The sequence below is a fragment of the Vibrio sp. nBUS_14 genome (assembly GCF_051201655.1).
Lineage (GTDB): Bacteria > Pseudomonadota > Gammaproteobacteria > Enterobacterales > Vibrionaceae > Vibrio.
This window is the reverse complement of the sequence record NZ_CP179206.1, coordinates 730,895-755,585: the sequence shown is the minus strand read 5'-3', so window position 1 is coordinate 755,585 and position 24,691 is coordinate 730,895. Positions and strand designations below refer to the sequence as shown.

The following is a 24,691-nucleotide window of genomic DNA, read 5'->3' as shown; positions in this document are numbered from 1 at the left end:
CTTTATACCGAAACACTCACTTTGATCCAATGTAAAAAGGCAGTCAGTGGAAATGGTTCGCACTCACTGCCTTTAATATTTACTCAATTTTGGACAAAGCGCCGAGACCTTAGTATTTCGTTTTTGCCTCATGCGGCGCTAAAAACGTTCCCTTCTCGCCCAAGAGATCTCGATAGTAAGTCTCAAACATCAAGATGTTCTGAACATAGCCACGAGTCTCCTTGAATGGGATCATTTCGATAAAGGCGTACGCATCTAACTTTTCATCACTGCGTGAACGCCATTGTTTCACTCGGCTCGGACCTGCGTTGTATGCTGCGAAAGCAAGAATACGGTTATTATCATATTGAGACAGCAACCCATCGAGGTAATGACTGCCAATCTCAATGTTCTTGCTCACATCGTAAAGATCATCGCTACCCTGATACTTAATCTGATGCTTCTTCGCCGTATATTGAGCCGTCTTCGGCATGATTTGCATGATACCGCGAGCCCCAACAGGAGAACGAGCCTCTGAATCCATTGCACTCTCTTGTCTCGCTAAAGACATCAAGGTGATCGGGTCTATATCGTGCTTTTCAGCATAGAAGTTAAACCACCACTTGTGAGCGACAGGGAAACGTAACGCTATGTTGTCCCACATCTTCGCTGAGATACTCGCCGTTACCGTAAAGTGATTCCAACGTTGTGTAGCTGCATGAGCGGCAAGCATTGATTTCTGATCTTTCTCAGCATTGGTTAGCAACCAACGCCATTCACTTTTCGCAGCGGCAATTTTATCGCGAGAGATCAGTTCATCTATACGAATCAGTGAAGTACTAAAAGGCTTCACTGTTTCTGGATTATATTTCAACGTAGAGGTTGGATATTGAATCGGTTTACCTAACTGCTTTGCCGCCGCCACACTGTAGAAATTACGCTGACCTAAAATATCAGACAGACGTTGGCTGCCCTTTATAGTATCACCTGTTGCTATTTCCGCCCTGCCTAACCAGTATTGCCAACGCAATGACGCTTGGTGCTTGTCGTCCAAGCGGGCGATCCACTCTTTCAATCCAGCCCAATCGGCATGCTGAATAGCCAAACGGGCGCGACGTTCCAGTAAGACTTGTTTCGACGAACTCGCCAACATCTCGTCTCGCCACTCCATCAACTCTTCAGAATCGGTATTGATTAAACGGAAACTCAGGTAATCAGCGAGCTCTTGAGATTTCTCTTCAGAAAACTTCTGAGCTTTAATGACCTCATCGAATACTTCTTGGGCACTGCTAGCCGATTTTCGCGCGAGCTTCTCAAAAGCAAACTCCGTTTGGGCTTGATAAAACTCATTCGCTGGATGCTTCTTAGCGAATGTGAGCACATATTCAGGCTTGTTGTATAACGCCTTCATCTGCTTAGCTTGAGCAATTGACTCGTCATGATCCAATTGCTTGATCAGATAGGTCATCAGCTTACCGTTACGCCCTTCAAACGCTAACAGCATACGCTCTAAAATCAGCTCATCGGTTCTTAAGCCAGCTTGATCCCAACTCTTAAATAACAGGTCGCAAGCGTCATCAACACCATCACCGCTCAACCAAAGCTGCTGAGCCCCTTTAAAAGCCAGCTCCTGATTACCTTGCTCATAGTTCGCTCGGTAATAAATGCATTGGTACTTTTCGCCCACCGGCTCTTTGGTCTGAAACTCAAGGATGGTTTGCCACTGTTTTCTAGAAGCGAGCGCATCTAGATAGGGGGCTCGCATACGATTAGAAAATGGCAGGGCTTTATTCTCTTCAATAAACGCATCCATTTCAGCAGGTGTGCGATCACCTAGGCCTATGAGAAAGGCACGATAATCCGTGTAAGGCGTTAGAGGGTATGTTTGAATTTTGCTGCGCAGTGCTGAATAAGCTTTTAGATCACGGTTGTCTAAAACCTCTTGCGCTCTATCATAAACATCACGCTGCATTTCTAACTCTGAGGCATTGCTAGCCATAGCCATTGGAGCTAGTGAAACTGAAGACAAGATTGCAGATGCAGCCACAGCAACCTTCGTATTACCAATTCGGAAAAACATTCGCTCTTTCCTTAGTGCGTGTATGGATACGTGAAATCTATTTACGCCCGACATCACATAAAATGTAAAGGAATTGAGTGTAAATATCACTAATATTTAACACTTCACCTAAGAAGCATATTAAATATAGTTTTAATGGCTAATGTGACAATAGTAAGTAAGGATTCGTTCAAGAATGGCTTTTCTTTCCTAGGAGTAACATCTTTAGGGATATTGGTATAAAATAGCTAACAATTTTTAACAATGATTAGGATCGATCGGCAATGGCTGAATACGTATATACCATGTCTCGGGTGAGTAAAACTGTTCCACCTAAGCGTCAAATTCTTAAAGACATTTCTCTTAGCTTTTTTCCTGGCGCTAAAATCGGTGTTTTGGGTCTAAATGGTTCAGGTAAATCTACTCTACTACGTATCATGGCTGGTATTGATACTGATATTGATGGTGAAGCTCGTGCACAACAAGGTCTTAAAGTCGGTTACCTGCCGCAAGAACCTGTACTGGACGAATCAAAAACAGTGCGTGAAATCGTAGAAGAAGCAGTTTCTGATGTTGCAGACGCACTTAAGCGTATCGATGCTGTTTACGCGGCTTACGCAGAACCAGATGCAGATTTCGATGCTCTTGCTAAAGAACAAGGCGAGCTTGAAGCACTTATCCAAGCAAAAGATGGCCACAACCTAGAAACAGCTCTAGAGCGTGCTGCTGACGCACTTCGTCTTCCTGAATGGGATGCGAAAATCGAATTCCTATCAGGTGGTGAACGTCGTCGTGTTGCGATCTGTCGTCTACTTCTAGAGAAGCCAGACATGCTGCTTCTTGATGAACCAACTAACCACTTGGATGCAGAATCAGTGGCTTGGCTTGAGCACTTCCTTGTTGATTACAGCGGTACTGTTGTAGCAATTACCCACGACCGTTACTTCCTAGACAACGCTGCTGGTTGGATTCTTGAGCTTGACCGTGGTGAAGGTATTCCATGGGAAGGTAACTACACATCTTGGCTAGAACAGAAAGATGAGCGTCTGAAGCAAGAAAAATCAGGCGAAAGCGCACGTCAAAAGACCATCGAGAAAGAACTTGAGTGGGTTCGTCAGAATCCTAAAGGCCGTCAGGCTAAATCTAAAGCTCGTATGGCTCGTTTTGAAGAACTAACGACTGGACAATACCAGAAGCGTAACGAAACCAACGAACTGTTCATCCCACCAGGTGAGCGTTTAGGTGACAAGGTACTTGAAGTTAAGAACCTAACTAAGTCATTTGGTGATCGCGTTCTTATCGACGACCTATCGTTCAGCATGCCTAAAGGCGCTATCGTCGGTATCGTTGGTGCCAACGGTGCAGGTAAATCAACTTTATTCAAGATGCTAAGCGGCGCAGAACAGCCAGATTCAGGTACAGTTGAACTAGGCGAAACCGTTAAGCTTGCTTCTGTTGATCAGTTCCGTGACAGCATGGATGACACTAAAACAGTATTCCAAGAGATCTCTGAAGGCGCTGATATCATTAAGATCAACAATTTCGAAATCCCTGCTCGTGCATACTGCTCTCGCTTCAACTTCAAAGGCAACGACCAACAGAAAATCATCGGTCAGCTTTCTGGTGGTGAACGTAACCGTGTTCACCTAGCGAAACTGCTAAAAGCGGGCGGTAACGTACTGCTACTCGATGAGCCAACCAATGACCTTGATGTCGAAACTCTGCGTGCACTTGAAGAAGCGCTGCTTGAGTTCCCTGGCTGTGCAATGGTTATCTCGCATGACCGTTGGTTCCTTGACCGTATTGCAACCCATATCTTAGACTACCGTGATGAAGGTCAAGTTAACTTCTACGAAGGTAACTATACTGAGTACACAGAGTGGCTGAAGAAGACTCTGGGCGCACAAGCGGCTGAACCGCACCGTATCAAGTACAAGCGTATTACTAAGTAAATTAGCTTGTATTTTGAACAAAGGCCGCGATAATAGCGGCCTTTGATATATCGGGCTTACTATTTACCTATTGATATAGAGGAATTACCTATGCTTGAAAGACGTCAATTTTCACGAGTTATTTATCAAGTCCCGACTGAGATCTCACAAGCACAAGTAAATGTAGCAGGCTCAGTGCAAGACTTATCTCTCCATGGTTTACTCATTCAATGTGATAAATGGCAGCAACTCAGCCACGATGATCCTGTTCAAGTCAGCTTTAAGCTCACCAACAGTGATATCAATATTCAGTTAGAAGCAACGATAGTCTCTACCATCAATACCTCAATGCGTTTACGCATAGAGCATTTAGATATTGATAGTATTAGCCACCTTAAGCGCCTTATTGAGCTTAATGTCGGTGACGATGAACTGCTTTATAGAGAGATTGAACACCTTACCGATTTAGGTAAGGAATAATATCTCCATTACCTTTTTCGATTAGAAACATTTAGTTAATACAGAACCATGTCTAAAAAAATTTCCATTACTATTCCCTCTAACCATGGGGAACAGACGTTTTACTTCGGCCGAAAAGCCGTGCTCATGTGCACTACTGCAATTTTTTCAGTACCGCTGTTAATTGGCGGAGCTGCATACATGCACTTCGAAGGTAAACAAGAGCTCGCAATGCAAGCAGGCGATGCACAACAGTTGATTGAAACGCTGATTGTTGAAAAAGAGCAAACCGAGTTTCTTTACGCTGAGCAGGTAGAAACCAATCACTCACTATCGCAAACACTCACTGAGAAAGAAGGCACCATTCAACTGCTTGGTAAGCGTGTATTTGATGTGGAATCAGTACTTGGTCTTGCCGATGAAGAGCTGCTTACCGATGATGTCTCTTTGGAAGATCGCATTGATGCTGCGGCGGTAGATTCAGCAGTAAGAGCCACGATGTTTCGCTTGATTCCAAACGACAGTCCTATGGCTTATCAACGTATCTCTTCTTCTTATGGTCGCCGCACTAACCCTATTTCAGGTAAACGCCATGTACATACTGGTATCGACCTGACGTGTAAGCGTGGTGAAGATATTGTCGCGTCCGCAGATGGAGTTATTGAAACGGTACGCCCAAGTAAAAAAGGCTTCGGTAACTTTATTACCATGCGTCACTCGTTCGGCTTCATGAGTTCTTACGCGCACCTGCAAAAATTCAAAGTTCGCAGCGGTCAGTTTGTTAGCAAGGGTGATGTGATTGCAAGTTGTGGTAACTCAGGTCACTCAACCGGGCCACACCTGCATTATGAAGTACGCTTCCTTGGCCGCTCACTAAACCCTCAATACTTAATGGATTGGACACCGGAAAACTTTAACTACCTGTTCGAGAAAGAGAAAAAGGTTAAGTGGGGTCCACTGGTTCAACTGATTGATAATGTGGTTCGCTTGCAGATCAACCTGACGAATGTGCCTTACATTAGCTCGACCATCGACACCGTATCGAGTGAAGAGAGTAAAAAACCTATCACGACTAACTAGTTATTAGGGCCTGTTAATTTGGCCTATGATGATATAATTGCTTTTAGCCTACTATAGGCCAACTACTTTTAGTCCTGAATTAGATAAAAAAGAGCGACCATTAGGTCGCTCTTTTTTTATAATTTCAAATAGTGATTAGCCTCGATGAATCGAGTCATGTGCTTGTTTTAAAAGGTTTTGGCTCTCTTGCAAGAACTGCTGCGAGTAATCACCAAACCAATCACTGACTTGATTAAAGTTATCAACAAACTTGGCTTTATCTTTCCCATCCAAGATTTCTAATGCCTCGCCGAAGCGACTGTGGAAGCGTCGAATCATCTCAATATTCTCATCCGAAGAAAGAATGATATCACCGTACAAGTTCGGGTCTTGAGCAAATAAACGGCCAACCATTGCAATTTCAAGTCTGTAGATTGGTGAACTTAGCTTCAGAAGCTGATCAATATTTGGATTCTCTTTACTCAGGTGTAAACCGTAAGCAAAAGAGGTGAAGTGGCGAAGTGCTTGAATCAAAGTCATACCATGGTCGTGTTCAGCTGCATCCATTTGGCACAAGCTCGCGCCCCAGATACCAAATTGATTCAGCAACCATTGGTAGCTTTCAGAACTACGTCCATCACTGTAAACAATCACTTGTTTCGCAAGGCTTGGAACATCAGGGCCAAACATTGGGTGTAATCCAACCACTGGGCCTTGGTGCATGTTCATCATGGCTTGTAGAGGCTTTGATTTAATCGACGTCAAATCACAAAGAATACAATCGCTTGGTAGGTTACCCAGCTTCGCAATCACACCTTCAGTTAGGTGAATTGGAACCGTTACAACCACAAGGCCAGCATTATCTAAGATCTCATCGGCTTTATCCCAATCTTGGCTGCCAAGGATTTTCACTTCGTAGCCAGAAAGCTTGAACATACGGCCAAACAGACCGCCAAGTTGACCATTACCACCAACGATAACCACTGAACGCAACTCTGGGTTAAGACACTTAAAACCAGAATCTTTTTCACTGGCATAAGACTCACGCATAGTACGACGCAAAATATCTTCGATTAACTGTGGCGGAACCCCTATTTTCTCGGCTTCTTGACGGCGAGACGCCAGCATCGCAGCTTCGCGTTCTGGTACATAAATAGGTAAACCATGTTCACTTTTTACTTCGCCGACTTTCTCTACTAGAGCCAGTCTTTGAGCCAGTAAATCTAACATTTGTTTATCGACAGCATCGATTTGGTCGCGTAATTCGTTCAGTTCAACGGCCATTTTATTCCTTACTAATCTATAAGCCCGCGCTAATCTAAAAGCCCGCACTGACGCAGGTTCGTTAGCGACAGATCTTAAAATGCCCCATTAGATGAGGCACTTAAATTTAAACTCTGACTAACCTTTCAGACGGTTCTCTAAAAACGGGACTAACTCCGTATGTGCATGTTTCAATAGTGCCTCAGTTGACTCCCAATTGATACACGCGTCGGTAATAGAAACGCCGTACTTCATCTCATTTAGAGGAATATCTGACGGCTGATTACCTTCGTTAATATGGCTTTCAATCATCAGGCCAATAATTGATTTATTGCCCTCACGCACTTGGTGGATAACGTCTTCAGCAACCAATGGTTGACGACGGAAATCTTTACGAGAGTTTGCGTGGCTGCAATCAACCATCAACGCAGCTTCTAAACCAGATTTACCCAGCTCTTGTTCACACTCATGTACTGATACTGAATCGTAGTTCGTTTGCTTACCACCACGTAAAATAACGTGACCGTTTGGGTTACCCTGAGTCGTTAGCAGTGCAACCTCACCTTCACGGCTGATACCCATGAAACGGTGACTAGAAGAAGCAGCCTGCATCGCATTAATTGCAGTACCTAAGTTACCGTCAGTACCGTTCTTAAAGCCGATTGGCATTGAAAGGCCACTTGCCATTTCACGGTGAGTTTGAGATTCAGTCGTACGTGCGCCAATCGCAGCCCAGCTGAATGTATCTGCCAGGTATTGGGGGCTGATTGGGTCCAGTGCTTCGGTCGCTAGTGGGATCTCCATCTCAGCTAACTCAACTAAAAGCTCACGACCAACATGCAGACCATGCTCAATATCGAACGTACCATCTAGATGTGGGTCATTGATCAAGCCTTTCCAACCAACAGTGGTACGAGGCTTTTCAAAGTAAACACGCATAACAATATACAGTTGGTCGCTCAGTTCTTCAGAAAGTGCTTTGAGGCGTTTTGCGTATTCTTTCGCCGCTTCTAGATCATGAATAGAACATGGGCCACACACGATTAGCATACGGTGATCTTTCTTATGAATGATATTCGCAATCGTTTCACGAGACTCTTGAATAAAACGACGAGCATTATCGCTCAAAGGTAATTTCGCTTTTAACTCCTCTGGAGTAATCAGTACCTGTTCGTCGATGATATTGACATTGCTTAATTCACTTTTTTGCATAACTCAACCTGTATATTTATTTTTACACCCGACATTTCCATTTGGGCTAACAATCTTTAAAAACACAATAACAGCTACAAAAACGATTGCAAGTGTAAACAATAAAAGCATTTGATGTAAATATTTATTTACATATCATCTTTAATTCGTTCTGAGGCACAAATAGGCCTAAACCACTTCTAACACATACAAAAAAGGCGATATTTTTCATATCGCCTTCTTAAAACTTATAGAGTGTTTATTTGTCACCCAGCGTTTAACATTCGCTTAATTTGCTCTGAGGCCTCTTTCCATCGGCTATCCGAGTGAAGAGTCGGTAAGTCAAAGCTGTGCTTTTTAAGCAATGAGTTGGCTAAAGGCACCTCTTGAATCGCTAAGTGATCAAGAGCTTCAATTTGTGCATCTCGTTTATTACACATCAACACCATGTCACAACCTGCATTCAGAGCAGCCTTAGCTCTGTCGGCAGGGCCGCCCATAATCGCAGCGCCTTCCATCGTTAAATCGTCAGAGAACACCAAGCCTTTGAACCCAAGCTGTTGCTTCAATATTTTCTGCAACCAATACTCAGAGCCACTCGCTGGCTGATCATCATAGTGAGAAAAAACCACGTGCGCAGGCATCATTGCATCTAATATTCCAGCTTCAATTTGAGCCTTAAAAATGGCCATGTCAGTTTCAAAGATATCGTCTCTAGGATCGTAAGGCGTTTCAAGATGCGAATCAGCAATCACGCCGCCGTGTCCTGGGAAGTGCTTTCCTGTTGTCGCCATTCCAACCGATTTCATACCCTTAATAAAAGCGCTACTGTGGCGAACGATGGTATCAATATCTTCACCAAATGCTCGGCTACCAATCGCTTTACAGTCGTGGCCTTTGTCTAAAACAGGCGCAAAGCTCAGATCGATATCATGAGCAATCAACTCTGCCGCCATCAACCAACCCGCTTGTTCTGCTAATTGTTCGCCATTATTCTTGGTCGCAAATTCCTGAGCTGCAGGGATAATTGAAAAGCCATCGCGGAAGCGCTGAACTCGGCCACCTTCTTGGTCAACACCGATTAAAATAGGACGTTTTGCGACCTTGCGGATCTCTTTATTTAACGCCGATAGCTGTTTGCTATCGTGGTAGTTTCTAGCAAATAAGATGAGACCACCAACGGTTGGGTGCTCTAAAATTTCTCTATCTTCAGCTGTTAGCTCGTAGCCCGCAACATCTACCCACAACGGTCCCATATTTATCCCTTATTAAACCTAATTTCATAAACTTCCCGAGATTATTCTCTTTAAATTTGCTTTACAATGTTTTTAAACCAATCTATGGAAGACTTTAAGAATGCAGGGCAAGAGCTTAGGAATGGATCATAAAGAACTGTATATTGGGGTGATGTCGGGGACGAGTATGGACGGCGTTGATACGGCCTTAGTTTCGATAGAAGATACTGGTATCACATTACTCGCTCATGATGAGTTCCCTATGCCAGATGATATCAAAGCCCGTCTGCTTGAGGTTTGTATTGGTCAGAAAACGGATTTGATTGCCATTGGTGAACTCGACCACCAGCTTGGTCATTTATTTGCTGATGCGGTTCTGCAACTTCTCGACAAGTCAGATACGCCTGCATCATCCGTGACTGCGATTGGCAACCATGGCCAAACAGTATTCCACCAGCCAACCGGTGATGCGCCATTTACCATGCAGCTAGGTGACGCCAATATCATTGCCACTAAAACAGAGGTACAAACGGTCGCCGATTTCAGACGCAAAGACATGGCGCTTGGCGGGCAAGGTGCGCCATTAGTACCAGCGTTTCACCATACTATTTTTCACCCGCAAGACAGCTCCGTTGTGGTTTTGAATATTGGTGGTATCTCGAATATTTCAGTGCTACGCCCGAATCAGCCAACTCTTGGTTATGATACTGGTCCGGGCAATATGTTGATGGACGCTTGGGTAGATAAACACACGGGTGAGAAGTTTGACCGTGATGCACTGTTCGCGCTAAAAGGCCAACTCAATCAAGCTTTGCTCGAACAGTTGTTGAATGAATCTTACCTATCTCAAATGCCACCGAAAAGCACTGGTAGAGAGCTGTTTAATCTACCGTGGCTAGAGCAACAACTAACAGAATTTAAAGACCTTGCAGCAGAAGATGTTCAGCGCACGCTTTGTGAATACACCGCATTGACGATAGCCAATGAAGTGGAGACTTATCGCTTGGGTAGCCAAGCTGCACTGTATGTGTGTGGCGGTGGTACGAGAAATCCATTGTTGATGGAGAGACTGGCTGAACTGCTTCCTAGCTGGGAGGTTGATTCGACCACCAGTAAAGGTGTAGATGCCGATTACATGGAAGCGATGGCCTTTGCGTGGCTTGCTCAACGTCATGTTCATCAACTGCCAAGCAATTTACCCGAAGTGACTGGCGCAAGTAGGCCTGCCTCTCTAGGCGTTTTGTATCGTGCAGATTAATTTGATAGCCGTGCTAATTTAGTAACAATACTGACTTCGCGGTGCTGTCTAAACAATTTTAGAATCATCACTTTAGAATCATCATTTAAGGATCATTATGAGTAACGACGCTCTCATATCAGCGCTCTCGCACCTCGTTTCGGAGGGGAGAAACCCTGACACTATGGATATTGATCTGCTCACCTCTCTCGAAGTGGTTGAAAAGATTAACCAACAAGACAAACAGGTCCCACTGGCGATTGAAGCCGAATTGCCACAGATCGCGAAAGCGGTTGATAAGATCGCTCACGCCTTTCAAAACGGTGGCCGACTGATCTATATGGGCGCTGGCACAAGTGGCCGATTGGGCGTGTTAGACGCATCAGAATGCCCTCCGACTTTTGGTGTTTCAGACAAAATGGTTATCGGCTTAATCGCTGGCGGACCAGAAGCCATTTTAAAAGCCAAAGAGGGAGCGGAAGATTCGCTGACTCTCGGTATTGAAGACCTAAAAGCCATTCAATTTACAGACAATGATGTCGTGGTAGGCATCGCAGCCAGCGGTCGTACACCTTACGTGATTGGTGCGCTCAACTATGCGAATCAGATTGGTGCGGTGACGGTTGCGCTGTCTTGTAACCCAGGTGCTCCTATTGCCGAGATTGCTCAAATCGCAATTAGCCCCGTCGTTGGTCCAGAAGCCCTAACGGGATCAACTCGTTTGAAATCAGGGACAGCACAAAAGCTGGTACTTAATATGCTCACCACTGCGAGCATGATTCGTATTGGTAAGAGCTATCAGAACTTGATGGTCGATGTGAAAGCGACCAATGAGAAATTGATTGCCCGCGCAGCTCGTATCGTTATCCAAGCGACGGAGTGTGATAAAGCCCTTGCTGTTTCGACACTTAAAACCACCGATTATGATGTGAAACTGTCTATTTTGATGATTCTGACAGGACTGGGTTTAGAATCAGCTAAGGCTCAACTTGATCAACAAAATGGTTTCTTGAGAAAAGCGGTCGAGAATAATCAGTAATCTTAATTTGGTTTGTAGCTTTTCATTTAGACAGCTACTTTAACGACATACAAAAAGACCAGTACACATGCGGCACTGGTCTTTTTATTTTCTAATCGCCAGTTTGAGCTTAGTAGTCGTTAGAAAACTCATCCCAGCCGCGCTGCCATTCCATACGGAAGCGTTGAGCGTCTTCCGTACCTGAACAAACGCCTTCATAAACCTGGCCAGATAATCCAATTTGGTAAGCATGGTTTGGGTTGCAGTATTCAGCAACACCTAGATAGTATCCTTTGCTGTAGCCTGATTGGTCTACCGTTCCAAGCTTAGTCATCTCTTGGTAAGTACGTTGGGGGTTACCTTTGATACCGTCACGATAGCCAATCTCTTGCCAATTGCCTTCGGCCGCTAAATCTTGAACATTGGCGCTGCATCCTGCAAGGCTAAATGCCACGGCGAATAGTGCTATTATTTTTTTCATTTCAATCCTTTATATTGTTACTTCACCACTTCCTGACGAAGCGCTGCCTTTGTGGCGATTCTCCACTGAACACGTACCGATGTCCACTCATAGTCTGTTGTTGTCCTCTCAAGCAAGAGAACAAACCACTCAATGAGTTATAACACCACTTAATTGGCTATTCGACCGCTCACTCCTTTAGCGGAAGTTTCTTCTCATCGACTCCTTTAATATACACCCTGACTTAATTAATACATTCAGGGATAACAAATTATGATGTGGTTTCTTACCTGCGTCGCAGCACTCATTGGTGGCTACTTTATTTACGGTGCCTTTATCGAGAAGATCTTCGGTATCAATGAAAAGCGTCAAACCCCAGCCCATACCAAGCAAGACGGCGTGGACTACGTTACAATGTCGACGCCAAAGGTTTACCTAGTTCAGCTGCTTAACATTGCAGGTGTTGGTCCAATCTTCGGCCCTATCATGGGTGCCCTTTACGGCCCAGCAGCAATGCTTTGGATCGTGCTAGGTTGTATCTTCGCAGGTGCAGTACACGACTACTTCTCAGGTATGTTATCTATCCGTAATGGCGGTGCTTCGGTTCCAACCATCACTGGACGTTACCTAGGCAATGGCGCAAAACACTTTATGAACATCTTTGCCATTGTTCTGCTGCTTCTTGTTGGTGTGGTTTTCGTTTCTGCTCCAGCAGGCATGATCACTAACCTAGTGAACGACCAAACTGATTTCGTGATGTCTGCAAGCACTATGGTTGTTATCATCTTTGCTTACTACATCATCGCAACGATTGTCCCTGTCGATAAAATCATTGGTCGCTTCTACCCACTGTTCGGTGCACTACTTATCTTTATGTCTGTTGGCCTAATCACTGCGATTGGTCTATCTGACGAGCACCAAATTATGGGTGGCTTCGAGATAAAAGATATGTTCACCAACATGAACCCGAATGACCTACCACTTTGGCCTGCTCTATTCATCACGATTGCTTGTGGTGCTATCTCTGGCTTCCACGCAACTCAGTCACCTTTGATGGCGCGTTGTATGGAAAACGAGAAAAACGGTCGCTTCGTATTCTACGGTGCAATGATTGGTGAAGGCATCATCGCTCTAATCTGGTGTGCACTTGCTCTATCATTCTTTGGTTCAGCTGAGTCTTTATCTGACGCGATTGCAAACGGCGGACCAGGTAACGTGGTATACAGCGCTTCATTTGGCCTACTGGGTGTATTTGGCGGTATCCTTGCTTTCCTTGGCGTAGTTATTCTACCTATCACTTCGGGTGACACTGCGTTCCGTTCAAGCCGCCTTATCCTTGCTGAATACTTCAAGATGGAACAGAAAACACTGCGTAACCGCCTACTAATGGCTCTACCGCTATTCGTTCTTGGTGGCATCCTGACTCAAGTAGATTTCGGTATCATCTGGCGCTACTTTGGCTTTGCAAACCAATCAACGGCAGTAATGATGCTGTGGACGGCTTCAGCTTACCTACTACGTCACAACAAACTGCACTGGGTAACAACGGTTCCAGCTATTTTCATGACGTCTGTGTGTATCACATTCATCCTGAACAACAGCCAGCTAGGTTTTGGGCTACCGATGCAAATCTCAACAATCGTAGGTGTGATTTCTTCTCTACTTATTGCGGCTTACGTTATCAAGATTTCAAAAGGCAAAGGCAATATCGACCTAGCTGATGACGAGCAAGATCAAGAGTCAAAACCGGTGACTAAAACAGCCTAGTTCTTTAAAGCTCTTGATAACAAGAGACCAATCTTCTTAGAAAGAGACAAAAGGACTGTCAAGCACAGCTTCGCTTGCTCCCGTAATCACCCAGTGATTCGTGGGAATGAAGACTAAAGCCCATCCACTGTGATGGGCTTTGTTATTTCTAAATATTAGTTTCTCGACCTTGGGAAACCAAAGTCATTCGATATAAGCCAGAAAAGGCAAGCAAAGCTACCGTTACCCCGCAATGAGCTTTACACTTAACAAGCGTCTCAATAGGTGAAAATATGGAACTCATTCTTTCTCTGCTGCAACAAACCTGTGTCTACTTAGTAATAGCTTACATGCTAAGTAAGACTCCACTGATTCTCCCTTTATTGAGCATCTCTTCGCGGTTAAGTCATAAAATCAGCTGCTACATTCTGTTTTCCCTGTTCTGTATTATGGGCACTTATTTTGGATTACAGATCAATGACGCCATCGCCAATACGCGGGCAATGGGCGCGGTCATGGGCGGTCTGTTTGGTGGTCCGGTGGTCGGCTTTGCGGTCGGTTTTACTGGCGGTATCCATCGTTACTCTTTAGGTGGATTCACCGATCTAGCTTGTGCGATTTCAACCACAGCAGAAGGCTTGATTGGCGGCCTATTACACGTTTATCTCGTGAGGAAGAACAAAGCTAGCCAGCTGTTTAATCCTCTGGTGGTTTTCTCTGTAACCCTTTTTGCCGAAATCATTCAGATGATAATCTTGCTTGCCGTCGCGAAACCGTTCGAGCAATCCTACGCTCTGGTTTCTGATATTGCCGCGCCAATGATCATCGCAAACTCTGTGGGTGCGGCACTGTTCATGAGCATAATCCAAGACCGTAAAACCATCTTCGAAAAATACTCTGCGACCTTCTCTCGCCGCGCATTAACCATCGCCGAACGTTCAGTGGGTATTCTGCATGGTGGATTCAATTCCGATAACGCACAAAAAATCGTGCGTATCGTTTATGAAGAGACCAATGTTGGTGCCGTGGCGATTACCGACCGAGAGAAAATCCTCGCTTTCGTCGGCATTGGCGATGAACACCATATTCCAAACACCCCTATTTCATCGCAAAGCACCCTAACCTCGATGGAACAGAACGACATCATCTACCTCGATGGCAAAGAGAACCCGTACCAATGTTCTCTATCGCAAGATTGTAAATTGGGCTCTGCGCTTATTATTCCATTGCGTGCGGGTAATGAAGTGGTCGGTACCATCAAGCTGTATGAGCCAAAGCTCAAACTGTTTTCGACCATCAACATGTCGATGGGTGAAGGTATCGCTCAGCTATTGTCGAGTCAGATCCTATTCAGTAACTATCAGCAACAGCAAACACTGCTGACTCAAGCAGAGATCAAACTGCTGCATGCTCAAGTGAACCCTCACTTCTTGTTCAATGCACTTAACACCATCAGCGCTGTAACACGCCGTGATCCCGACAAAGCACGAGAGCTTATTCAGCATCTGTCTCACTTCTTTAGAAGTAATCTGAAGCAGAACATCAACACTGTGAAACTCAAAGACGAGTTGGCACACGTTAATGCGTACCTAACCATTGAAAAGGCACGCTTTACCGACCGATTAGAAGTGGAATGGGATATCGATCCGCAACTGTATGAGTCGCGACTGCCAAGCTTTACCCTACAGCCACTGGTTGAAAACGCCATCAAGCATGGTATTTCAAACATGTTGGAAGGCGGCCAAGTGAAGATCTATAGCGAAGCTTTCGAGGGTGGATTTAAGCTGATCGTGGAAGACAATGCAGGCAACTATCAGAAACCGTCTCAAGACCATGTCGGTTTAGGGATGGAAATTGTTGACAAACGACTCACTAATTTCTTTGGACAAGACTCTGCACTAAAAATAGAATCTCAACCACAGCAATTTACTCGAATGAGCTTTATCATACCTATACTAAAATAATGGTGTTTTCGTAGGTGATAGCTTCTGGGTAGCTACATTTAAAAGCCATATTTAAAAGATAAACGTGAATCAAGCAGGGATAGAATCAAGATGAAGATTGTAGGATGTTAAAGGCATTAGTTGTCGATGATGAACTTTTTGCTCGCGAAGAGCTGATTGAGCTACTGACAGAAACCGGTGAAGTAGAAATCATTGGCCAAGCGAGTAACGCGATCGAAGGACTGAAACAGATCAACCTTTTCAAGCCTGATGTCGTGTATTTGGATATCCAAATGCCGCAGGTTACCGGAATTGAACTATTAAGCATGCTTGATCCAGACACCATGCCCTACGTGGTGTTCGTTACCGCCTACGACCAATATGCGATTCAAGCCTTTGAAGACAATGCCTTTGATTACCTACTCAAACCGGTTGAACCTTGTCGATTAAACAAGAGTGTTTGTCGTCTGAATAAGGTCATCAAGCAGAACCAGAAAGCGCCAGAACAAAACATCTCCGCGATTGCTCCCTGTCACTTAGAGCAAATCCCGTGCATTGGTCATAACCGTATTGTGATCATGGCAAGCCAAACAGTCGAATGCGCTTATTCAGATATCAGTGGTGTGCATGTTCGTAGCTCATCACAAACTGCGACCTCACAGTTAACCCTGAAGATCCTAGAAGAAAAGACCGATTTGATCCGCTGTCATCGTCAATATTTGATCAACATTAAATCCATCCAAGAGATCAAGTTACTCGAGAATGGATTAGCAGAGGTCGTCACGCTTACCGGGTTTGAAGTGCCTGTGAGTCGTCGCTATCTCAAGACACTAAAAGAACAACTCGGTATCCAATAGCTTATCAAAGCGCACGATCAAAAAAGCCAACGTATCAACGTTGGCTTTTTACTGCTTGCGAATCGACTGTATGACGAATCGATCTTGTCACGAATCAATAGAGATTAGTCGACTTGCTTAATCTGTAGCTCTTTAGGTACTTCGAAGAACATGTTCTCTTCACGACCTTGAATCTCTTCGACTTCAGTTGCACCCAACTCACGAATACGATCTAAGATTTGGTTTACTAGCTCTTCAGGCGCTGAAGCACCCGCTGTCACACCAATTTTCTTTTTCCCTTCAACCCATTCTGTTTGAATGTCTCCAGGGCAATCGGTTAGGTAACCTGGCGTGCCTAGCTTCTCAGCCAGCTCTTTCAAACGTGTTGAGTTAGATGAGTTCTTAGAACCAACAACAATCACGACATCAACGTCACCGGCCATCTCACGAATTGCGTCTTGACGGTTTTGTGTTGCGTAGCAAATATCATCTTTACGTGGCCCTTGGATCTCAGGGAACACGCGGCGTAACTCTTCAATCACGTCTGCTGTTTCATCAACTGACAGCGTGGTTTGGCTAACGTAATGCAAGTTACTTGGATCATCCACCACTAGGTTCTGTACGTCCTCTGGCTTCTCAACCAAGTACATTCCACCGATTTGGCTAGCGTACTGACCCATAGTGCCTTCCACTTCTGGGTGACCCGCGTGACCAATCAGTACTACTTCCATATGCTTACGGCTCGCACGAGCAACTTCCATATGTACTTTGGTTACCAATGGGCACGTTGCATCAAATACCGTGAGTTCACGCTCTTTCGCTTCTTTACGAACGGCTTGAGAAACACCGTGAGCAGAGAAGATCACGATATTGTCGTCTGGCACTTCACTCAGTTCTTCGACAAAAATAGCACCACGCTGCTTGAGTCCCTCAACAACAAAGCGGTTATGCACCACTTCATGGCGAACATAGATCGGTGGCTGATACATTTCGAGTGCGCGTTCTACGATGCTAATCGCACGATCGACACCAGCACAAAAGCCACGAGGGTTAGCTAACATTATTTTCATTTCATTGCTCATCATTTACCGCGGTACTAAGGTTGTTTCTATAGAGTTCGCTGTCAGCGAGGTTCGCATTCTACAGTGAAGCGCCTAGACAGTGAAGCTTTGGGTGACATCACAGCTGTAAGGCTATCTTGTTCTAGCGTGAAGACAGCTATTCTATCGTTATTCTACCGCTAAGATGGTGACGTCAAACGTAACGTCTTGGCCTGCTAATGGGTGATTAAAATCAACCGTCACTGAATCACCTGCGATATCAGTGATAATACCCGGAATTTCCATACCGTCAGGGCCAGAGAATGCCATGATAGTGCCGACTTCAACATCAGTACCACCAGCAAACTTCGCTTTATCCATGTGGTGAATATGGTCTGGGTTAGGCATACCAAACGCATCTTGTGCTTTCAGTTCGATAGACTTTTCTGTACCCGCTTCAAGTCCAAGCAAACACACTTCGAAGTTTTCGCTTAGGCTACCATCACCCATAACGAACTTAGCGGGTTTGCCCATATTTTCGGTGCTATCGGCAACTGAACCATCCTTCATTTTAATCGTAAAATGTAGAGTTACTGCTGAATCATTTTTAATTGCTGCCACGTTACTTTCCTTAGATTTCTTTATTATTTGAGGATGCGCTGTGCTTTGCTTCCTTGTTGACTGAAGCATAAAAAAAAGCGCCGTCGGAATCAACCGACAGCGCTTAGGGCTATTCTATTCTGTGAGTCATAGACTGACTTTAGGGCAATCTATTTCAAAGCAATTTACTTAACACTCATTAATGCTTGGTAGCCTATTTGCTTTCATCTTTCTTGCGAAAGCCATCCAAGATGATCATCGCAGCACCGATACAGATCCCCATATCAGCCAAGTTGAATGCAGGCCAATGGTAAGTACCCCAGTAGAAGTCTAGGTAATCAACCACAAAACCATGCACAACGCGGTCGAACACGTTACCTACCGCGCCACCAATGATGATCGCATAAGCAATATTATTCCACTTTTCTGTCGCAGGTAGTTTGCTCATCCAGTATGTCAGCATACCCGTTACCGCAAATGCGATACCCGTAAATAACCAACGTTGCCAGCCGCTCTGATCGCTCAAAAAGCTAAATGCCGCACCATAGTTATGAACGTACAAAAAGTTAAAGAATGGCAACACCTCAATACGATTTGCCAAGCCATAACCCATATTGTCCATGACAAAGAGTTTGATGACGATATCAGCAAGGAACACCAGCAAAGCCAGCCATAACCAACGAACACCAGATTGTTTTAACGAAACTTCACTCATTTCTATTCCTAGTCTCTACTCAGTCAAATCATCTCATTATCCACTATCAAGAATGAACACGAGAAAGTCAGCTTGGTTAAACACATTTCCTATAATTAAAAATAACCCCAGCTGATACTGGGGCTATGATTTTTACAAAAAGTTCAGTCTTTCTCTGAGTCGTTATGCGTACTTACGCACTTCGCCTTCACCGTCGATGTTCGACACACAACGACCACAAATTTTCTCGTGACCTTCGATTGTGCCTACATCTGGAGTGTGGTGCCAGCAACGGTCACACTTCTCAGCTTCAGTTGCTGCAACTTCAACGTATAGACCTTCAACGTCTGTCGCTTGAGCTGTATCAGACTTATCGCTAAGTGGCTTAACAACAGCAGCAGAAGTAATAAGTACGAAGCGTAGCTCATCTTCTAGCTTGTTGATTTTAGCCGCTAGTGCATCGTCAGCGTATAGAGTAACTTCAGCCTGCAGAGCACCACCGATTGTTTTCTCTTTACGAGCATCTTCAAGAAGCTTGTTCACTGCGCCACGAACTGACTGGATTTCAGTCCAGAATTCGTTGCTTAGTTCTTCGTCGTCAGCAAGACCAAATAGGCCTTCGAACCACTCGCCTGTGAATACAAACGTGTCGCGCTGCTCTCCAGTTGGTAAAGAGCCAGGCATCTCGTTCCAGATTTCATCTGCAGTGAACGACATGATAGGAGCCATCCAACGAACGAGAGCTTCTACGATGTAGTAAAGTGCCGTTTGACAGCTACGTTGAGCATGGCTGCCCTGTTTCGCTGTGTACTGACGGTCTTTAATTACGTCTAGGTAGAAGGAACCCATTTCGATAGAACAGAACTGCATTAGACGTTGAGTTACGCCGTGAGTGTTGTACTCACCGTATGCCTTAACGATCTCTTCTTGTGCAGCTTGAGCACGGCCAACAGCCCAGCGATCAAGTGCAACCATTTCTTCAGCCGGAACTAGGTCAGTTTCAGGGTTGAAACCGTTCAGGTTAGCTAGGAAGAAACGAGCCGTGTTACGAATACGACGGTATGCATCAGCAGAACGCTTCAGGATCTCGTCAGAAACCGCAACTTCGTTAGTGTAATCCGTAGAAGCAACCCATAGGCGAAGAATATCTGCGCCTAGCTTGTTCGTTACATCTTTAGGAGCAACAACGTTACCGATAGATTTAGACATCTTACGGCCGTTACCATCAACTACGAAACCATGCGTTAGCACTTGCTTGTATGGTGCTACGTCTTTCATCGCGATAGATGAAATCAAAGATGACTGGAACCAGCCACGGTGTTGGTCAGAACCTTCAAGGTAAAGATCAGCACTGTGCGTTCTTTCTTCATTCGGGAAGTTGTACTCTTCACGAGAATCCACAACAGAGAAGTGCGTTACACCTGAGTCGAACCATACATCTAGCGTATCAAGTACTTTCTCGTACTTGTCAGCGTCTTCAGCCCCCATAAGTTCAGCAGCATCTACATCCCACCAAGCTTGAATGCCTTTTTCTTCCACAAGCTTCGCTACTTTTTCAATAAGAGCTGGGCTATCTGGGTGAAGTTCTGATGTTTCTTTATGAACGAACAAAGCAATTGGCACACCCCAAGTACGTTGACGAGAGATACACCATTCAGGGCGACCTTCGATCATACCTTCGATACGGCTTTGACCCCATTCTGGCATCCACTCAACACTCTTCGTTGACTCTAGTGCTTTTGCACGTAGACCAGCTTGATCCATAGAGATGAACCATTGTGGTGTTGCACGGAAGATGATTGGAGTTTTGTGTCTCCAACAATGTGGGTAGCTATGCTCGTAAGCGTGGTGATGAAGTAATGCACCTTTCTCTTTTAGAACTTCTAAAACAGAATCGTTCGCTTTAAATACATGCTGACCAGCAAAAAGCTCAGTGTCTGGCAGGTAAACGCCGTTTGAGCCTACTGGGTTAGCGATCTCTAGGTTGTACTTCTTACCAACCACGAAATCCTCTTGACCGTGACCAGGAGCGGTATGAACCACACCAGTACCAGAGTCAGTTGTTACGTGATCGCCAAGAACAGCAGGAACCGTAAAGTTGTAGAACGGGTGGTTGAACTGAGAAAGCTCAAGATCAGCACCAGTCGCAAAACCAAGGTTATGGAAACGCTCGATACCCGCACGATCCATTACGTCTTTTGCTAGTTCAGAAGCAACAATAATACGTTGAGCAGGCTGTTCGCCATTCGCTTCCACTTGGATCAATACGTATTCAAGATCATCACGTAGACATACTGCGCGGTTAGCAGGCAGAGTCCATGGTGTTGTTGTCCAGATAACGATAGAGATCTCGCCTTGACCAGCGTGGCCTTCTACTAGAGTAAATTTCTCTAGTAGAGCCGCTTCGTCAGCTGCAGAAAATTTCACATCGATAGATGGAGAAACTTTATCTTTGTATTCAACTTCAGCTTCAGCCAAAGCAGAACCACAGTCAGTACACCAGTGAACAGGTTTGAAACCTTTAAGTAGGTGACCTTTGTCTGCGATTTTACCTAGAGAACGAATGATGTTCGCTTCTGTGCCGAAATCCATAGTGCGGTAAGGTTTGTCCCACTCGCCCATGATACCAAGACGTTTGAAGCTCTCTTTCTGACCTTCAACTTGGCCCGCAGCGTACTTACGACACTCTTCGCGGAATTCAGCAGCCGAAATCTTCTGACCAGGTTTACCTTTCTTCTTCTCAACCATCAACTCGATTGGAAGGCCGTGACAGTCCCAACCAGGGATGTACGGTGCATCAAAACCAGAAAGGGTCTTAGATTTGATAATAATGTCTTTAAGAATCTTATTTAGCGCGTGGCCAATGTGAATGTCCCCGTTCGCGTATGGAGGGCCATCATGCAATACGAAAGATTTTTTACCTTTCTTTGCCTTACGGATTTCACCGTAAAGGTCTTCTTTGTACCAACGCTTAAGCATTTCTGGTTCACGATTTGCCAGATTGCCACGCATTGGGAACCCTGTTTCTGGTAAGTTCAGGGTATCTTTATAATCACTCATCGATTCTTAATTCCGTTATATTGGGCGAAGTTAGACATTATGTTAATCGGTGGAATTATCCGACTAATTCTTTAGCTGAAGCAACCACACCCTTGCGGCTTCAGCATCCAATTCTATTTGATTCTTTAGTGCGTCGAACGATTCAAACTTTATTTCGTCGCGCAGTTTGTGCAAAAGTCGTACTTCTAACTGTTTACCATATAAATTGGCTTTAAAGTCAAAAAAATGCACTTCTAATTGCTGCCTTACACCATTAACCGTTGGTCGTTGTCCAATATTAGCAACACCACCGACAGGAACACCGTCGATATCTAATGCTTCAACAACATACACTCCCGACACGGGAGAAACACAACGTTTTAATGGAATATTAGCGGTAGGGAAACCGATAGTTCTCCCTAGTTTTCGACCATGAGAAACACGACCACTGATACTGTAGTCACGCCCTAGCATGGTAGTACTAGAAGCCAAATCATTGGCCGCTAACGCATTTCGTATCTCAGTACTGCTTACTCGTAATTGGTTTAAGCAATAGCTTTGGGTGCTCACCACCTCAAAACCATACTTCTCGCCCGCTTCTTGAAGCATAGCGAAATTACCAGTACGACCCTTACCGAAGCAAAAATCGTCACCGACAACCAAGAATTTCACGCCAAGCTTATCAACCAAAAGGCCTTTAATGAACGCTTCCGCCGACAAGTTTGCAAAATACTGATTAAAATTCACACACAGTAAACGACTGATATCTAGCTTACTCAGTTGCACGTATTTATCTCGTAAGCGAGTTAAACGTGCTGGCGCTTTACCTTTGGCGAACAACTCCATAGGTTGCGGCTCAAACGTCATGACAACAGAAGGGAAACCTAATGCTGCAGCTTGTTTAGAAACCTGACTCAGAACCTCTTGATGCCCTAAATGAACACCATCGAAGTTACCTATGGTTAATACACAGCCATGATGCTGTGCTTTAATATTGTGTATACCTCGGATCAGTTCCATTGTGATCAGCTAAAACCTGTTATTTGCATCATTTATTGTGTGAAACCGACGGATTATATACTAATCAGTATTAATCTGTCGCTGCTTTTAAATGTTTTACTCTGACACCTAAAAACAGTATCGACACAATATAAGCAAAGGCGCCAAGTGCGATCAAACCTGTTAGTGTCAACGCTCTTTGGTTAAAGCCCCAATCAAGCCACAATTGCATATTGTCTAGCTGCCATAAAATCACGCCAATCATTACCGTACCTGAAATCAATAATTTAAGGCTAAACAACAATGTAGTCTTGGTTAAACGATAAACACCTGCTAAATGCAACCCACGATAAAGCAGAGTCATATTCACGAACGCAGACAACGCCGTTGCGATAGCCAAACCAACATAACCATAGAAATAAGCGAAGATTGCGTTGAACACCATGTTAGTCACCATCGCAATGATGCCGTACTTCACTGGTGTTTTGGTGTCTTGACGAGAATAATAGCCGGGAGCCAATACTTTAATAAGCATGAAATTCAGCAAGCCTGAAGCGTACGCCACCAAAGACATAGAGGCCTGGTTTACATCATGAGGAGAAAACTCACCGCGCATGAACAACACCATCAGCATCGGCTTTGCTAACACGATAAGACCGAGCATCGCAGGAATGCCTAGCAGCAACACCATGCGCACCCCCCAATCCATGGTATGAGCAAACCCTTCTCCTTGGGCATCAACGTGCTTACGAGATAAAGCCGGAAGAATGACCGTCGCAATAGCAATACCAAACAAACCGAGTGGGAATTCCAATAGTCGATCCGAGTAATACAGCCAACTGATAGAGCCCGTCGCTAGAAAGCTGGCAATAAATGTATCGAACAACAAGTTGATTTGACTTACTGACACACCAAACAAAGCCGGGATCATTAGCGTGCGGATCTTAACCACGCCCGGATCTCTCCAACCCCACTTAGGCTTAACCAATACTCCCGCTTTAATCAAGAAGGGCATTTGGAACAAGAATTGAACTAAGCCTCCAAGAAAAACACCGATGGATAAACCAATTTCAGGCTGCTCTAAATTAGGAGCAAGAAACCAAGCACAAGCAATGATCATTACGTTCAAAAACACAGGCGTAAATGACGAAACTGCAAATTTGCCCATAGTATTGAGGATTGCACCTGATAAAGCGACAAACGTAATGAACCATAAATAAGGAAAAGTAATTTTCAGCATTAAGCTGGCGAGTTCAAACTTAGGCGCCGAGGGGCCGTCATTAAGCCAATCAATAAACCAACCCGCACCGAACATTGCGGTGATAACCCCAGAGCCTAATACCCCAAGCACTGTGACAATAGAAACCATCACCCCGAGTGTACCGGACACCTTTGCTATCAAGTCTCGAGTTTTATCTTTATCACCTGCGGCGTGATATTCCGTTAATACTGGTACAAAGGCTTGAGAAAAAGCGCCTTCGGCAAACAGTCGACGTAAAAAATTAGGAATTTTATTGGCGAAGAAAAATACGTCTGCACTTGCTCCTGCCCCCATTAAGTTTGCTACTACGACATCACGTACTAGCCCCAAGACACGGGAAACAAAAGTCATTACACTGACAATCAGCCCTGACTTTAATAGTCGTTTACTCACACAAACCTCTGACACTGGTTGATTACTTTCAATCAAGGATAAATACTATCCTATCCTAAGAAGCATAATTATTAGCATTGGTCTAAAAATGCTGTTAGAATCCCCGCCATCTTAACCGCGATGACCTTTCCATACCAAAATTTGTTTGGTTGAGATTGGTTTTTGCACAAATCATTTGACAATTAAGCGCCTATGAGGGATAGTCCTCGCCCTTAAATTGTCACCGAACTAAGTTTTTGGGAGTTAGAC

The 24,691-nt window shown here is 44.6% G+C and carries 19 protein-coding genes; 8 read left to right on the top strand and 11 right to left on the bottom strand.

Translation table 11 applies throughout. The features are described 5' to 3' along the window. Positions 1-109 precede the first annotated feature (109 nt). A complete protein-coding gene (gene sltY / locus ACMAZD_RS03420) occupies positions 110-2,059 on the bottom strand; it encodes a murein transglycosylase (protein WP_435248578.1) in 1,950 nt (649 codons plus the stop codon). Positions 2,060-2,322: 263 nt separating this feature from the next. On the opposite strand from sltY, the gene ettA reads away from it, so the two are divergent. The 3 genes from ettA (at position 2,323) to ACMAZD_RS03405 (ending at position 5,508) form a co-directional block, all read left to right on the top strand. Next, positions 2,323-3,990, top strand: a complete 1,668-nt coding sequence (ettA, locus tag ACMAZD_RS03415; protein WP_017110510.1) for an energy-dependent translational throttle protein EttA — start codon at positions 2,323-2,325, stop codon at positions 3,988-3,990. Between the two features lie 90 nt (positions 3,991-4,080). After that, positions 4,081-4,449, top strand: a complete 369-nt coding sequence (locus ACMAZD_RS03410; RefSeq protein WP_435248577.1) for a PilZ domain-containing protein — start codon at positions 4,081-4,083, stop codon at positions 4,447-4,449. A gap of 48 nt (positions 4,450-4,497) precedes the next feature. Continuing rightward, entirely contained in the window at positions 4,498-5,508 is a 1,011-nt protein-coding gene (locus ACMAZD_RS03405) for a M23 family metallopeptidase (protein WP_435248576.1), read from the top strand. A gap of 135 nt (positions 5,509-5,643) precedes the next feature. On the opposite strand, the gene tyrA is transcribed toward ACMAZD_RS03405, so the two are convergent. The 3 genes from tyrA to nagZ form a co-directional block, all read right to left on the bottom strand. After that, entirely contained in the window at positions 5,644-6,771 is a 1,128-nt protein-coding gene (tyrA, locus tag ACMAZD_RS03400; protein ID WP_435248575.1) for a bifunctional chorismate mutase/prephenate dehydrogenase, read from the bottom strand. 117 nt (positions 6,772-6,888) lie between these two features. Further along, entirely contained in the window at positions 6,889-7,962 is a 1,074-nt protein-coding gene (locus ACMAZD_RS03395) for a 3-deoxy-7-phosphoheptulonate synthase (protein WP_010434849.1), read from the bottom strand. A 245-nt stretch (positions 7,963-8,207) separates the two neighbouring features. Then, the gene (nagZ, locus tag ACMAZD_RS03390) at positions 8,208-9,197 is read right to left on the bottom strand and encodes a beta-N-acetylhexosaminidase (protein ID WP_435248574.1); all 990 of its coding nucleotides are present in this window, start codon (positions 9,195-9,197) and stop codon (positions 8,208-8,210) included. A gap of 121 nt (positions 9,198-9,318) precedes the next feature. Between nagZ and ACMAZD_RS03385 the strand changes: the two genes are divergently transcribed. Further along, positions 9,319-10,434: an anhydro-N-acetylmuramic acid kinase gene (locus ACMAZD_RS03385; protein WP_435248573.1), complete on the top strand. Its 1,116-nt coding sequence runs from the start codon at positions 9,319-9,321 to the stop codon at positions 10,432-10,434. A gap of 97 nt (positions 10,435-10,531) precedes the next feature. Further along, on the top strand, positions 10,532-11,452 hold the full coding sequence (murQ, locus tag ACMAZD_RS03380; protein ID WP_435248572.1) for an N-acetylmuramic acid 6-phosphate etherase: 921 nt from the start codon (positions 10,532-10,534) through the stop codon (positions 11,450-11,452). A gap of 109 nt (positions 11,453-11,561) precedes the next feature. On the opposite strand, the gene ACMAZD_RS03375 is transcribed toward murQ, so the two are convergent. Further along, on the bottom strand, positions 11,562-11,912 hold the full coding sequence (locus tag ACMAZD_RS03375) for a DUF2799 domain-containing protein (protein ID WP_435248571.1): 351 nt from the start codon (positions 11,910-11,912) through the stop codon (positions 11,562-11,564). A 252-nt stretch (positions 11,913-12,164) separates the two neighbouring features. Between ACMAZD_RS03375 and ACMAZD_RS03370 the strand changes: the two genes are divergently transcribed. The 3 genes from ACMAZD_RS03370 to btsR all read left to right on the top strand — a co-directional run bounded on the left by ACMAZD_RS03370 (position 12,165) and on the right by btsR (position 16,437). After that, positions 12,165-13,658, top strand: coding sequence for a carbon starvation CstA family protein (locus ACMAZD_RS03370; protein ID WP_435248570.1), 1,494 nt, complete (start codon positions 12,165-12,167; stop codon positions 13,656-13,658). A 272-nt stretch (positions 13,659-13,930) separates the two neighbouring features. Beyond that, on the top strand, positions 13,931-15,601 hold the full coding sequence (locus ACMAZD_RS03365; RefSeq protein WP_435248569.1) for a LytS/YhcK type 5TM receptor domain-containing protein: 1,671 nt from the start codon (positions 13,931-13,933) through the stop codon (positions 15,599-15,601). Positions 15,602-15,705: 104 nt separating this feature from the next. Further along, a complete protein-coding gene (gene btsR / locus ACMAZD_RS03360; protein WP_435248568.1) occupies positions 15,706-16,437 on the top strand; it encodes a two-component system response regulator BtsR in 732 nt (243 codons plus the stop codon). A 104-nt stretch (positions 16,438-16,541) separates the two neighbouring features. Here btsR and ispH read toward each other — a convergent pair whose 3' ends face one another. The 6 genes from ispH to murJ form a co-directional block, all read right to left on the bottom strand. After that, positions 16,542-17,498: a 4-hydroxy-3-methylbut-2-enyl diphosphate reductase gene (ispH, locus tag ACMAZD_RS03355; protein WP_435249320.1), complete on the bottom strand. Its 957-nt coding sequence runs from the start codon at positions 17,496-17,498 to the stop codon at positions 16,542-16,544. A 147-nt stretch (positions 17,499-17,645) separates the two neighbouring features. Further along, on the bottom strand, positions 17,646-18,077 hold the full coding sequence (gene fkpB / locus ACMAZD_RS03350; protein ID WP_435248567.1) for an FKBP-type peptidyl-prolyl cis-trans isomerase: 432 nt from the start codon (positions 18,075-18,077) through the stop codon (positions 17,646-17,648). 193 nt (positions 18,078-18,270) lie between these two features. Continuing rightward, positions 18,271-18,771 carry a signal peptidase II gene (gene lspA, locus ACMAZD_RS03345; protein WP_435248566.1) on the bottom strand — a complete coding sequence of 167 codons (501 nt, stop codon included), beginning with the start codon at positions 18,769-18,771 and terminating at the stop codon, positions 18,271-18,273. Positions 18,772-18,933: 162 nt separating this feature from the next. Continuing rightward, positions 18,934-21,810: an isoleucine--tRNA ligase gene (gene ileS / locus ACMAZD_RS03340; RefSeq protein WP_435248565.1), complete on the bottom strand. Its 2,877-nt coding sequence runs from the start codon at positions 21,808-21,810 to the stop codon at positions 18,934-18,936. A gap of 63 nt (positions 21,811-21,873) precedes the next feature. After that, complete coding sequence (gene ribF / locus ACMAZD_RS03335) at positions 21,874-22,809, bottom strand: bifunctional riboflavin kinase/FAD synthetase (protein ID WP_435248564.1); 936 nt, start codon at positions 22,807-22,809, stop codon at positions 21,874-21,876. A gap of 70 nt (positions 22,810-22,879) precedes the next feature. Then, positions 22,880-24,442 carry a murein biosynthesis integral membrane protein MurJ gene (gene murJ / locus ACMAZD_RS03330; protein WP_435248563.1) on the bottom strand — a complete coding sequence of 521 codons (1,563 nt, stop codon included), beginning with the start codon at positions 24,440-24,442 and terminating at the stop codon, positions 22,880-22,882. Positions 24,443-24,691 lie beyond the last annotated feature (249 nt).